The following is a 12,713-nucleotide window of genomic DNA, read 5'->3' on the forward strand; positions in this document are numbered from 1 at the left end:
GGGCGGGCGAGGTGGCGCAGTTCGATGATCTCCCCGTCGTGACGGTGGGCGCGCCGCCACGCGTGCCGCACGTCCAGCCGGCCGCCCGACCGGGCCGGGCGGCGGCGCCGTGACGCGGTGGCGGGCAGCGCGGCGGGCCAGGCGGCTTCGAGGGCGCGCATGAGCGTGCGCTCGCGCTCACGGGTCCGGCCGAAGTCCCGCGTGCCGAAGGTGCTCGTGGTGCTGGCCTCGGTCCCGTCGCCCGGCCGCGCCTCCTGGGCCGGCGGGTCGTCCTCGCCGTGACCGCCGGGGGACGGTGCGCCGTCGTCCGTCAGGATCGGCGGGTCGTCGGGGGCTCCGTGCCGGAACCAGGCGGCGAAGACGCGGTCGAAGGCGGGCAGGTCGGCCACGTCCTGGAGCAGGGTGATCCGGGCGGACCAGTACAGCGCGGCCATGCCGGACGGCGGGGATTCCGCGACCGCCCGCAGCAGGTCGGCCCGTTTGGCCGGCGCGGTGCGGAGCCCGGCCGCGCGCAGCGCGACCAGGAACCCCCACAGGTGGTCCGCGGCGAGCCCGGCCGGATCGGCCCCCGAGCGGGCGTCAGGCATCGCTGAACACGTCCTCGGCGTGGCCGAGGAGGAGCCGGGTGTCCTCCTCGTCCTTGATCAGCAGGCCGAGGGCACGGCGCAGGGCCAGCGGCCACGGGTCGCCGCCCTCCGCCAGCGCCATGGCGCCACGGGCCCACTCCACCGACTCGGCGATGCCGGGCCGCTTGAGCAGCGGCAGCCCCCGTACGCGCTGGACCGCACGTACGAGCCCGTCGGCCGCCCGCTCCTCCAGCCCGGGCACGGACGCACGGAGGATCGCCCGCTCGCGTCCCGGCTCCGGGAAGGCGATCCAGTGGTAGAGGCAGCGCCGTTTGAGCGCGTCGTGCAGCTCGCGCGTACGGTTGGAGGTCAGCACCACGATCGGCGGCGTGCCCGCCCGCACGGTGCCCAGCTCCGGGATCGTGATCTGGTAGTCGCCGAGAAACTCCAGCAGAAACGCCTCGAACTCGCTGTCGGCGCGGTCGATCTCGTCGATCAGCAGCACCGCGCCCCGCTCGGCCTGCACGGCGCGCAGCAGCGGACGGCGCAGCAGGAACTCCTCGCGGTACAGGTCGCCGACGTCCTCGCCGCGGCTCTCGGCCACCCGGACGTGCAGAAGCTGCTTGGGGTGGTCCCACTCGTAGAGGGCCTGGCCGGAGTCCAGCCCCTCGAAGCACTGCAGGCGGATCAGCTCCAGGCCGGTGATCCGCGACAGCACCGAGGCCACCTCGGTCTTCCCGACGCCCGGCTCGCCCTCCAGCAGCAGCGGCCGCCTCAGGCGCAGCGCCAGGTGGACGGCCGTGGACAGCCCTTCGTCCGCGAAATACCCCTCCCTCTCCAGCGCCGCGGCCAGCTCACCGGGGCCGAGGGTCACAGCTGTGCGTGCTCGGTGGTCAGCACGTGGACGCGCGAGGAGGTGTGCGCGGACGCGTCGGCCGCCGCCGCCTTACCATGCTCGGAGCCGAACGCCGCGGCGCGGGCGTCCTCGTCGTCGAAGTACAACTCGTGCACCGAGTCGTACGCCGCGTCGCCGCCGTTGCTCACGTTGACCGTGTACTTGCGCAGGCCGGGCAACTTCCTGGCGAACTCGGCGTGCTCCTCCACCGCCCACTTGGCGTACTCCTCGTGGGACAGGCCCTCGGCGCGCTTGAGCAGCGATATGACCTTCACCATGGTTCCTCCATCCTCAAGGCGTCCAGCCCTCGCAGGACGCGTTCCGGGGTGAACGGCATCGACGTCAGGCGCACACCGCAGGCGTCGAAGATCGCGTTGGCGATGGCCGGGATCGGGGCGTTGGCCGTCATCTCGCCGATCCCCTTGGCGCCGTACGGCCCGTTCGCGGCCGGGCGCTCCAGGAGCAGGCTGTGCTGGATCGGGAGGTCGGCGGGGCCCGGCATCAGGTAGCCGGCGAAGTCGCGCGGACCGTGGTCGCGGACCGGGTAGTACGGCTCGGTGGTCTCGAACAGCGCGTGCGACACGCCCATCCACGCCCCGCCCTCCACCTGCTGCGTCGCCATGGCCGGGTTGAGCGCCCTGCCCACCTCGTACGCGTTGAACAGCTCCAGCACCTCGACCACCCCGGTCTCGTCGTCGACCTCGACGACGGCGACCGTGCACGCGTGCGCCTGGCAGGAGTCGGGGTCCATCTCCCCCGTCTCGGGCACGGGCGCGCTCGGCTCCTTGAGGTAGACGCCGCGGCCGGAGATCGTCCGCCCGTGCTTGAAGTGCGCGGCCAGCGCCAGGTCGGTGACGTGGATGCGCTTGTCCTGCGCGCCCTTGACCATGATGAAGCCGGTGCCGTCGGTCTCCAGATCCGCGGCGTCGGTCTCCAGCTCCTCGGCGGCCACCTCCAGCAGCACGCCACGCGCCTCGGCCGCGGCCATGATGACGGCGTTGCCGACGCGGTGGCTGCCGCGGCTGGCGAAGGTGCCCATGCAGTGGGGGCCGGTGTCGGTGTCGGCGGTGTCGACGAGCACGTTCCCGATCGGCAGGCCGAGCGTCTCCGCGGCGCACTGGGCGGCGATCGTCTTGATGCCCTGGCCCAGGTCCACCGAGGAGAGCGAGACCACGAACGTGCCGGTGGTCGTGGCATGGATCAGCGCCTGCGAGGGGTCGCCGCCCAGGTTCATGCCGGTGGGGTAGTTCACCGACGCGTACCCCCGGCCGCGCAGCTTCGCCATCGCTACAGCCCCTCTCGGGTCGTGGAGGACATCCTGCGGTAGGCCTCCGGCAGCTCGTGCCCGGCCAGCTCCGCCGCCTTCTGGATCACCTCGACCAGGGCCGTGCCCTCGGCGATCTTGCGGTGGGCCTTGAGGTCGCCGTCGCGGTAGGCGTTGATCAGCCGGAGCCGGAGCGGGTCCATGCCAAGGGCGCGGGCGATCCGGTCCATCTGCGACTCCAGCGCGAAGTCGGCGATGGTCACGCCGAACCCGCGCATGGCGCTGGACGGGGTGCGGTTGGTGAACACGCAGTGGCAGTCGGCCCACACGTTGGGGATCGCGTAGGGGCCGGGCAGGTGCGCGGCGGCCTTGGTGGTGCCGTACGGGCTGTGGCGGGCGTACGCGCCGGCGTCGACGTACAGGGTGACCTTGCGGCCGATGATCCGGCCGTCGTCCATCACGGCGTCCTTGATGAAGATCCGCTCGGCCGCGCGCGGGGAGGAGACCTGCATCTCCTCGGCCCGGTCGTAGACGAACTTGACGGGGCGATCGACCGCCATCGCGGCGACGCACGCGATCGGCTCGACCACCACGTCCACCTTGCCGCCGAACCCGCCGCCGACCGTTCCGCCCACGATGCGCAGCCTGTTGAACGGCACGCCCAGGATCAGCGCGGTGTTGTCCAGGGTGAAGAAGCACGCCTGGGTGTCGGAGTGGATGCGCAGCCGCCCGTCGGCCTGCGGGACGACGACGCAGCCGGTGGTCTCGACGGGAGCCTGCTCGATCGGCGACGACTGGTAGCGCCACTCGAAGACGTGGTCGGCACGGCCGAACGCCTCCTCCACGTCGCCGAACCGGATCCGCCGGCAGTGGTGGCCCTCGTAGACGAAGTGGTTCTGCCCCTGGTACTCGTTGACCAGCGGCGCATCCTCCTTCAGCGCCTCCTCGACGTCGAAGACGGGCGTCAGGTCCTCGTAGCGAACCTCGATCCTGGCCGCGCCCTCCAGCGCTGCCGCCTCGGTCTCGGCGACCACGGCGCAGATGGGCTCGCCGAGGTAGCGCACCTTGTCCATGGCGAGGACGGGCTCGTCGTCCGGCTCGACGCCGATCAGCTTGAGCACGGTGTAGACGTTGTTCGGGACGTCGGCGTGGGTGAGGACGCGCAGCACGCCGGGCACGGCCAGCGCCCCGGTCACGTCCACGTCGGCGATCCTCGCGTGGTGCCGGGCCGAGCGGTGCATCTTGAGGTGCGCGAGCCGCGGCGCGGTCACGTCCTCGAAGAACTCGGTGCGTCCCGTGACGTGCCCGAGCGCGTCGGAGCGCTGCACCACCGAGCCGATGACGGCGAGGTGGCCGCCGTCCCGCTCGGCCGCGAAGGCGGCGGTGTCGATGGGGGCGAGCCGGTACGTCATCGCAGCACCGCCTGTTCCCGGCGCCGCCTGGCCGCCTCCATGATGGCGATCACGATGGGCCGGTAGCCGGTGCACCGGCAGACGTTTCCCGAGATCGCCTCGATGACGTCGTCCTCGCTCGGGTCGGGGTTCTGGTCGAGCAGCGCCTCGGCGACCATGATCATGCCGGAGGTGCAGAAGCCGCACTGGGTGGCGAAGCAGTCGATGAAGGCGCTCTGCACCTCGTCCAGCTCGCCTCCGGCGGTGACGCCCTCCAGCGTGCGGACGGAACCGCCCGCGACGGTCTCGACCGCGACCAGGCAGGCGGCCTCGGGCCGGCCGTCGACGAGGACCGTGCAGGTGCCGCAGGCGCCCTGCGCGCAGCCTCGCTTGGCCGCGATGAGCCCCAGCGATTCGCGCAGGCAGGCGAGCAGCGTGGCCCCCGGCGCGGCGATGAACTCCCGCCGCTCACCGTTGACGACGAGCGAGACGATCTGTGATGGCACGATCCCACCTCTTCTGGTGCGGGCGCTTCACGGGAGAAGGGCACGGCGCAGGTGCACGGGCAGGACTCGCGCCCGGTACCACGCGCTGGCGTAGGCGTCGTCGAAGGGGTCGATGTCGGCGCGGGCGGCCTCGCTCGCCTCGGCGAGGCTCTCCGGTGTCAGCGGCCGGCCGCTCAGCAGGCGTTCCGCGGAAACCGCGCGCACGGGACGCGGAGCGAGCCCGCCCAGCGCGATCCTGCAGACACCGGCCGAGGTGACGGAGGCGACGGTGACGATGGCCGCCGAGTTCAGGCGGCGGCGCATGGCCTTGTGGTAGTGCCAGGCGCCCGGCTCCGGCAGCGTGACCCGTACGGCGACGACGACCTCGCCCGTGGCGATCCCGGCGGCCAGGACGTCGGCCACCGGTGCGTCTCTCCGGCCGGCCGGGCCGGCGATCTCGCAGGTCGCGTCGAGGGCGAGCAGGCAGACGGCCAGGTCGCCGTACGGCTGCGCGACGAACAGGTTGCCGCCCACGGTGGCCTGGTTCCTGATGGTCGGCGAGGCGATCGTGCGCAGCGCCGGCCGCAGGAAGGCGAGGCCGGGATGCTCGCCGACGGCGGTAAGCGTGGCCGCCGCCCCGATCGTGGCCACCCCGTCGCTCACCTCGACGCCGCCGAGCCCCGCGCGGCGCAGGCTGACCAGCTCGGTCACGGCCGCGGACCCGCTGTTGACCAGGGGCATGACGACCGTGCCTCCGCCCATGACCTGACCGCCCCGCGCCGAGCAGGCGACCACGCCATCGAGGGACTCCGGTACGTGCACCGCCTGGATCGCCATGCGCGCCTCCTTGTGGTCTAATTATCGATAATTGATTATCGACATTGATGCGTCAAGAGATCATCTTGATCGATGATCGGTAGGATCGTTCCCGTGACCGAAGAGCCCTCCAAGCTGCCGCGTCTCACGCTGGCGCGGCAGATCCGCGACTCACTGGTCGGCAGAATCGTCTCCGGCCAGGTCAGGCCCGGTGAGCGGCTGGTGGAGACGCGGCTCGCGGCCACCTACGGCACCAGCCAGGCACCCGTGCGCGAGGCGCTGCGCGAGCTGGAGGCCATGCGGCTGGTGGAGACCCAGCCGCGCCGGGGCACCTTCGTGCGCCCCTTCGTCCAGGAGACGCTGCGCGAGAGCTATGTCGTGCGTGCCGCGCTGGAGGAGACGGCCACCCGGCTGGCCCTGCTGGCCGGGACCGTGCCGCTGGAGTCGCTGCGAGCCGACGTGGAGGCGATGCGGGGCGCCGCCGAACGCGGCGACAGCGAGGCGGCGACGCGGGCGAGCGTGTCCTTCCACCGGCACATCGTCGAGGCCGCGCACAACGAGCTGCTCAAGCTCACCTGGGAGGGCCTGCAGATCGAGGCGCGCACGTCGGTCACGATGGTCGCGACCGAGGTCGATCTGCACGACATAGTCCGCGACCACGCCGAGCTGCTGGCCGCGATCGAGGGCGGCGACCTGGAGGCGGCGTGCCGGCAGGCCCGCGATCACCAGTGGCACTACGCCGACCTCCCGCACGACGCCCACGGGCGCGTGCGCGACTCCGCGACGGGCTGACCCGGGTCACGCACCGCCCGGTTCGGCGGTGCGCTCCCACATCGACCTCATCTCGGCGAAACCCTGCTCCATGATCCTCACCATGGCCTGCCTGGCCCGCTCGCCGTCGCGCCGCTGGATCGCGTGGGCCACGTCGGTGTGCAGCTGCAGCGCCTCCTCGTCCGGGTAGTGGGGCATCAGGTGATAGTGGTGACGGCCGGCGAGCACCTCGGCGACGATCAGCTGCAGCTCCTCGAACATCTCGTTGCCCGAGGCGGCCAGCACCCGCCGGTGGAAGTCGATGTCCAGGACGAGGAAGCGCGCCTCGTCACCGGCCTTGCCGGCGGCCCACAACTTGGCCGCGACCCCCACTAACTCGCTCGCGTCGTCGTCGCCGATCCGCTCGGCGGCCAGCCAGGCGGCGTGCGGCTCGATCGCGGTGCGCAGCTCGGTGATCGAGCGCATCTGCGCCATCCGGGCGTCTGAGGCGAGCCGCCAGCGGATCACCCGCGGATCGAAGACCTTCCACGCCTTGGCCGGCTGGATCATGACACCGACCCGGCGCCGGGACTCGATGAGCCCCATGGAGGCGAGCACCCGCAGCACCTCGCGGATCACCGAGCGGGAGACCTGGCAGCGGTCGACCAGGTCGTCGATGCTCAGGACGGAACCGGCGGCCATCTCGCCGCTGCAGACGGCGGTGCCGAGATCGTCCAGAACGCGTGCGTGCAGCCCAGCCTCCGCAGGGGCGCGCTGGGTGGGTGCGCCCCCCGGGGCTGAAGACTGATCCACGGGATAAAGCATATCAGTTAGAAGTCAGCACTTGAATAAATCAGCTTATTTGTCCTAGCATCCCGGCATTAAGCGGATGCTAGGAGTGCATGGCGCTGTTCCGGGGGGCGGCGGTCATGACAGAAAGGCGCGATGACGTGCGACGACGTCGATCGATAATCGGTACATCTCTGGCCGCGGTCGTGGCCATGAGCCTGTCCGCCTGCGGCGGTGGCGGCGACGACGCCGGCGCGTCCAAGACGATCCGGGTCACCCTGGCCAACCACGTGTGGACCGAGAACATCAAGAAGGCGCTGCCCGGGTTCGAGAAGCAGTCCGGGCTCAAGGTCGAGGTCACCCAGCTCGGCGAGGACCAGCTCTCCGACCAGTACAACGTCAAGCTGAACGCCGGCTCGGCCGACATCGACGTGATGATGTACCGCCCGCTGCAGGAGGGCAAGCTCTTCGCCAAGAACAAGTACCTCGCCGACCTGTCCGCCCAGGTGAAATCCGAGACCTGGGACTTCGGCGACTTCCAGTCCGGCCCGGTGGAGGCCACCACGTACGAGGGCAAGCCGGTCGGGATCCCGATCATCACCGAGCAGGAGGTCCTCTACTACCGCAAGGACCTGCTCGACAAGGCCGGTCTGAGCGCCCCGCCGAAGACCCTCGACGAGCTGAAGGCCGCGGCCGCCAAGATCAAGGCGGCCGAGCCGGACGTCGCCGGCTTCGTCTCCCGCACCGGCAAGTCGACGGCGGTCACCCAGTTCTCCAGCTTCCTCTACAGCTTCGGCGGCGACTTCGTCGACGGCGGCGGCAAGGCCGCGGTCAACAGCGAGGCGGCCAAGCAGGCGTACGCCTACTACGGTGGGCTGATCAAGGACTCCGGCCCGGCGAACGTCAGCACCGACATGGGCTGGCCCGAGGCGATGGCCATCTTCACCCAGGGCAAGGCCGCCTTCTACACCGAGGCGAACTCGCTCTACAAGAACGCCACCGACCCGGCCAAGTCCAAGATCTCGGACCAGGTGGGCTTCGCCCCGTTCCCGGCCGGCCCCGGCGGTTCCAGGCCGTACAACATCCCGTCGTGGGCGCTGGGCGTCAACGACAGCTCCGAGAACACGGACAACGCTTGGAAGTTCATCGAGTGGGCCACCAGCAAGGAGCAGACGCTCGCCCAGCAGAAGTCCGGCGTGCCAGGCGCCCGCACCTCCGTCTGGGACGACCCCGAAGGCACCTCGACCTTCCCGAAGGACCTGGCGGAGGCCATCGCGGCCAGCACCAAGGACGGGGTGGGCCATGACCGGCCGCTGGTCGTCCAGGTCGCCGAGGCCCGCGAGATCGTCGGCCAGCCGATCGTGGACGCGATCACCGGCAAGGACGCCGCCGCGTCCGCCGACACGGCCAACGCCGCGTTCCAGAAGTTCCTGGACGACGAGGCCAAGTAAGCGGCACACGCGGGCGGCGGGAGCGAGCGCCCGTCGCCCGCGCACCCCGCCCGTCCCTGGAGACCTCATGGCAACGATCACGACCAAGGCGCCGCGCGGCACCCCCGCCGCCCCCGGCACGCCCGGCTGGGTGCGCTGGGTCAACGACCACCGCAAATGGCTCTTCGCCGCGCCCGCGATGACCTTCGTCGCCGCGCTGCTCGTCTTCCCCCTGGCCTGGACCGGCTACCTCAGCCTGACCGACGCCGAGGGGTCCGTCCGCGCGGAGAGCGAGTTCGTGGGCCTGCAGAACTACCTCGACGTGCTCTCCGACACCGAACGGTTCTGGCCCGCCGTCGGCAGGACGGCCGCGTTCACCGGCGTCGCGCTGCTGTTCGAGGTGGTTCTCGGAATGGCGATCGCCCTGCTGCTCTGGCGGCCGTTCAAGGCCCAGAAGTGGGTACGCGTCGCCATCCTGCTGCCGCTCGTCGCCACCCCCGTCGCGGTCGGCATGATGTGGCGGCTCATCTTCGACCCGAACATCGGCCTGGCCAACCAGTTGCTCGGCTGGTTCGGCATCGGGCCGCAGCCGTGGCTCGCCGGCCAGCACACGGCCCTGCCCACCACGATCTTCATCGACGTGTGGCAGTGGACGCCGATGGTGACACTGATCCTGCTGGCCGGGCTGACATCGCTGTCGGAGGAGCCGCAGGAGGCGGCGCGCATCGACGGCGCCAGCACCTGGCAACGTTTCCGGCACGTCACCCTGCCGCTGCTGGCGCCCACGCTGACCGTGGCGATCCTGCTGCGCGGCATCGACGCGCTGAAGACCTTCGACATCCTCTACGCCACCAAGGGGCGAGGCGGCGGTTCGTTCCACGAGGTGGAGACCCTCAACGTGTACGCCTACGGCCTCAGCTTCGACTACAACGAGTACGGCGTCTCCTCCACCGTCCTCATCCTCTTCTTCCTGATCATCATCGGGGCCATGTGGGCCCTGACCGCCCGGCGCAAGGAGGCCCAGCGATGAAGCCACGGCCCGCGTACCGGGTGTTCCGGGTGGTGGCGCTCACCGTCGTGGTGCTCACGCTGATCGCGCCCCTGATCTGGATGGTCGCCGCGTCGTTCAAGACCAACGTCGACATCTACGATCCGGCCAAGGCGCTGGTCTTCTCCCCCACCGTGGCCAACTACGCCAAGGTGCTCCAGCAGGCGAACTACATCGAGTTCATCCTCAACAGCCTCTGGGTGGCGTTCGCCGCCACCGTGGCGTCGCTGATCCTCGGCCTGCCGGCGGCGTACTCGATGAGCCGGTTCGCCATGAAGAAGTCCGCTCTGGTGGTGCTGATGGCCCGGGTCATCCCCGGCGTCTCGCTCCTGGTGCCCTGGTTCTACGTCTTCTCCAACCTGAAGATGGTCGGGGGCTTCGGGGTGCTGATCATCAGCCACATGTTCGTCTCGCTGCCGCTGGTGGTCTACATCATGATGGGCTATTTCGACAGCCTGCCGACGGAGCTGGAGGAGGCGGCGCTGGTCGACGGGCTGACCCACATCGGCGCGTTCCGGCGCATCACGCTGCCGCTGTCCATGCCGGGGGTCGCCACCGCCGGCATCCTGTCCTTCATCTTCTCGTGGAACAACTTCATGTTCGCGCTCGTGCTCTCCGACGCCGGCACCAAGACCCTGCCCGTGGCGATCTTCGACTTCGTCGGCTACGCCAGCATCGACTGGGGCGGCCTGATGGCCGCGACCACCGTGGTGACCCTGCCGATCATGGTGATCGCCCTGTTCGTGCAGAAGTACGTGGTCTCCGGCCTCACGGCCGGCGCGACGAAGGGCTGACCGGCATGACGACCATCGCGCGCATCGAGACCTTCCTGGTCGCCCCCCGCTGGCTCTTCGTCCGGGTGGAGACCGGCTCGGGGATCGTCGGCTGGGGCGAGGCCACCTGCGAGGGGCGGTCCGAAACCGTCCGCGTCGCCGTGCACCAGCTCGCCGAGCTGCTGATCGGCCGGGACGCGCTGCGCATCGAGGACCACTGGCAGGTGATGACCAAGGGCTCGTTCTACCGGGGCGGCCCGATCCTGGCCAGCGCCGTGGCGGGCCTTGACCAGGCGCTCTGGGACATCGCGGGCAAACATTTCGGCGCCCCCGTGCACCAGTTGCTCGGCGGCCCGGTCAGGGACCGCATCCGGGTGTACGGCTGGGTCGGCGGCGACGAGCCCGGCGAGGTGCGCGACCACATCGCCGCCCAGGTGGAGGCCGGGCTCACCGCGGTGAAGATGAACGCCTCCGGCAGGATGAGCCCGGTCGCGTCGGTCGCCGAGCTGGACGGCGTGGTCGCCCGGGTGGCCGCCGCCCGCGAGGTGCTCGGCGACCACCGCGACGTCGCCGTCGACCTGCACGGGCGTTTCACCCTGGCCAACGCCCGCCGGCTGGCGCCGCTGCTGGAGCCGTACCGGCCGCTGTTCATGGAGGAGCCCGTCGTCCCGGAGAACTCCCACCTCATCGGCGAGTTCGTCCGCTCGACCACCGTCCCGGTGTCGACCGGAGAGCGGCTCTACAGCCGGCAGGAGTTCCTGCCCGTCTTCCAGGCCGGCATCGCGGTCGCCCAGCCGGACCTCTCGCACGCCGGAGGCATCACCGAGGTCCGCAAGATCGCCGCGCTCGCCGACGTGTACGACGTGCAACTAGCGCCGCACTGCCCGCTCGGCCCGATCGCACTCGCGGCCTGCCTGCAGGTCGGCTTCGCCACGCCGAACTACCTGATCCAGGAACAGAGCCTCGGCATCCACTACAACCGCGGCGCCGACGTGCTCGACTACTGCGCCGACAAGACCCCGTTGACCTTCGTGGACGGGCACGTCGAGCGGCTCACCGCGCCCGGCCTGGGCGTCGAGATCGACGATGCGCAGGTCCGCGCCGCCGACAAGAAGGGGCACGCCTGGCGCAGCCCCGTCTGGCGGCACCGGGACGGCTCCTACGCGGAATGGTGACATGCCCCGGCATGACCAGCGGGGGCCGCCGCGCGTACACGGCCGGCCCGTCCCCCGCTCGCACCACCCGTGAGAAAGGCACCACGTGAAGATCACCGCTGCGGACGTCGTCGTCACCAGCCCCGACCGCAACTTCGTCACCCTCAAGATCACGACGGAAGACGGGATCACCGGGCTGGGCGACGGCACCCTCAACGGCCGGGAGCTGTCGGTCGCGTCATACCTGGCCGACCACGTCGTCCCCCTGCTGATCGGGCGCGACCCGCACCGCATCGAGGACACCTGGCAGTTCCTCTACCGCTCGGCGTACTGGCGGCGGGGGCCCGTCACCATGGCCGCCATCGCGGCCGTCGACGTGGCGCTCTGGGACATCAAGGCCAAGGCCGCCGGGATGCCCCTCTACCAGCTGCTCGGCGGCGCCTCCAGGAACGGGATCATGGCGTACGGGCACGCCTCGGGCCGGGACCTGCCCGAACTGTTCGACTCGATCCGCCGGCACCTGGAGCTGGGGTACCGCTCGATCCGGGTGCAGACCTCCGTGCCGGGCATCAACGCCGTGTACGGCGTGGCCGCCCAGCCGAGCATCGACGGCAAGCGCTACGACTACGAGCCGGCCCAGCGCACCGCGCTCCCCGCGGAGGAGGACTGGGACACCCGCGCCTACCTGCGCCACCTGCCCGGCGTGTTCGAGGCGGTGCGCGGCGAGTTCGGGCCCGAGCTGCCGCTGCTGCACGACGGCCATCACCGGATGACCCCCATCCAGGCCGCCAAGCTCGGCAAGGCCCTCGAACCGTACGACCTGTTCTGGCTGGAGGACTGCACGCCGGCGGAGAACCAGGAGGCGCTGCGCCTGGTCCGCCGGCACACCACCACCCCGCTGGCCATCGGCGAGGTCTTCAACACCGTGTGGGACTACCAGACGCTGATCCGCGAACAGCTCATCGACTACGTCCGGTCCGCCGTCACCCACACCGGCGGGATCACGGCCATGCGGAAACTGCTCGACTACGCCGCCCAGTACCAGATCAAGTCCGGGATCCACGGCCCGACCGACATCTCGCCGGTCGGCATGGCCGCCGCCCTGCACCTGGATCTCGCGATCCACAACTTCGGCATCCAGGAGTACATGCAGCACGGCGCCGCCACCAACGAGGTGTTCCGGCAGTCGTTCACCTTCGCCGACGGCTACCTGCACCCCGGCGAGCTGCCGGGGCTCGGTGTGGAGCTCGACGAGGAGGCCGCGGCGCGCTTCCCGTACCAGGCGGCGTACCTGCCGTTCAACCGGCTCAAGGACGGCACCGTCCACGACTGGTGAACACCGGCCCGCCCGG

Annotated in this window: 13 protein-coding genes and 1 pseudogene; 6 read left to right on the plus strand and 8 right to left on the minus strand. The window is 70.8% G+C overall.

Features of this window, described 5'->3' with window-relative positions:
• From E1294_RS15550 to E1294_RS15580, 7 genes and pseudogenes are all read right to left on the minus strand, one after another.
• A pseudogene (locus E1294_RS15550) lies at nt 1-587 on the minus strand (hypothetical protein); the annotation flags it as partial.
• Nucleotides 580-1,440, minus strand: a complete 861-nt coding sequence (locus tag E1294_RS15555) for an AAA family ATPase (RefSeq protein ID WP_132509120.1) — start codon at nt 1,438-1,440, stop codon at nt 580-582. The gene E1294_RS15555 and the pseudogene E1294_RS15550, both read right to left, overlap by 8 nt.
• Complete coding sequence (locus E1294_RS15560) at nt 1,437-1,739, minus strand: EthD family reductase (protein WP_132509122.1); 303 nt, start codon at nt 1,737-1,739, stop codon at nt 1,437-1,439. The genes E1294_RS15555 and E1294_RS15560 overlap by 4 nt, the downstream gene beginning before the upstream one ends.
• Nucleotides 1,733-2,746 carry a xanthine dehydrogenase family protein molybdopterin-binding subunit gene (locus tag E1294_RS57180; protein ID WP_132509124.1) on the minus strand — a complete coding sequence of 338 codons (1,014 nt, stop codon included), beginning with the start codon at nt 2,744-2,746 and terminating at the stop codon, nt 1,733-1,735. Before E1294_RS57180 ends, E1294_RS15560 begins: the two co-directional genes overlap by 7 nt.
• A 2-nt stretch (nt 2,747-2,748) precedes the next feature.
• Nucleotides 2,749-4,137, minus strand: coding sequence for a xanthine dehydrogenase family protein molybdopterin-binding subunit (locus E1294_RS57185; protein WP_132509126.1), 1,389 nt, complete (start codon nt 4,135-4,137; stop codon nt 2,749-2,751).
• Nucleotides 4,134-4,622 (minus strand): (2Fe-2S)-binding protein, encoded by a 489-nt coding sequence (locus E1294_RS15575; protein ID WP_132509129.1) that lies wholly within the window; start codon nt 4,620-4,622, stop codon nt 4,134-4,136. The genes E1294_RS57185 and E1294_RS15575 overlap by 4 nt, the downstream gene beginning before the upstream one ends.
• A 27-nt stretch (nt 4,623-4,649) precedes the next feature.
• Nucleotides 4,650-5,438 (minus strand): FAD binding domain-containing protein, encoded by a 789-nt coding sequence (locus E1294_RS15580; RefSeq protein ID WP_132509131.1) that lies wholly within the window; start codon nt 5,436-5,438, stop codon nt 4,650-4,652.
• Between the two features lie 93 nt (nt 5,439-5,531).
• Here E1294_RS15580 and E1294_RS15585 point away from each other — a divergent pair, with 93 nt between their 5' ends.
• Nucleotides 5,532-6,209, plus strand: coding sequence for a GntR family transcriptional regulator (locus E1294_RS15585; protein WP_165977306.1), 678 nt, complete (start codon nt 5,532-5,534; stop codon nt 6,207-6,209).
• Nucleotides 6,210-6,215: 6 nt separating this feature from the next.
• On the opposite strand, the gene E1294_RS15590 is transcribed toward E1294_RS15585, so the two are convergent.
• Nucleotides 6,216-6,980: a FadR/GntR family transcriptional regulator gene (locus E1294_RS15590; protein ID WP_220447757.1), complete on the minus strand. Its 765-nt coding sequence runs from the start codon at nt 6,978-6,980 to the stop codon at nt 6,216-6,218.
• Nucleotides 6,981-7,168: 188 nt separating this feature from the next.
• On the opposite strand from E1294_RS15590, the gene E1294_RS15595 reads away from it, so the two are divergent.
• From E1294_RS15595 to manD, 5 genes are all read left to right on the plus strand, one after another.
• Nucleotides 7,169-8,407 carry an ABC transporter substrate-binding protein gene (locus E1294_RS15595; RefSeq protein ID WP_220447758.1) on the plus strand — a complete coding sequence of 413 codons (1,239 nt, stop codon included), beginning with the start codon at nt 7,169-7,171 and terminating at the stop codon, nt 8,405-8,407.
• 67 nt (nt 8,408-8,474) lie between these two features.
• The gene (locus E1294_RS15600) at nt 8,475-9,416 is read left to right on the plus strand and encodes a carbohydrate ABC transporter permease (protein ID WP_220447759.1); all 942 of its coding nucleotides are present in this window, start codon (nt 8,475-8,477) and stop codon (nt 9,414-9,416) included.
• Nucleotides 9,413-10,228, plus strand: coding sequence for a carbohydrate ABC transporter permease (locus E1294_RS15605; protein WP_132509137.1), 816 nt, complete (start codon nt 9,413-9,415; stop codon nt 10,226-10,228). Before E1294_RS15600 ends, E1294_RS15605 begins: the two co-directional genes overlap by 4 nt.
• Before the next feature lie 5 nt (nt 10,229-10,233).
• Nucleotides 10,234-11,382 (plus strand): galactonate dehydratase, encoded by a 1,149-nt coding sequence (dgoD, locus tag E1294_RS15610; protein ID WP_132509139.1) that lies wholly within the window; start codon nt 10,234-10,236, stop codon nt 11,380-11,382.
• A gap of 85 nt (nt 11,383-11,467) precedes the next feature.
• The gene (gene manD, locus E1294_RS15615; RefSeq protein WP_132509141.1) at nt 11,468-12,697 is read left to right on the plus strand and encodes a D-mannonate dehydratase ManD; all 1,230 of its coding nucleotides are present in this window, start codon (nt 11,468-11,470) and stop codon (nt 12,695-12,697) included.
• Nucleotides 12,698-12,713 lie beyond the last annotated feature (16 nt).

This window comes from Nonomuraea diastatica (assembly GCF_004349015.1).
In the GTDB taxonomy this organism is placed as follows: Bacteria; Actinomycetota; Actinomycetes; order Streptosporangiales; family Streptosporangiaceae; genus Nonomuraea; species Nonomuraea diastatica.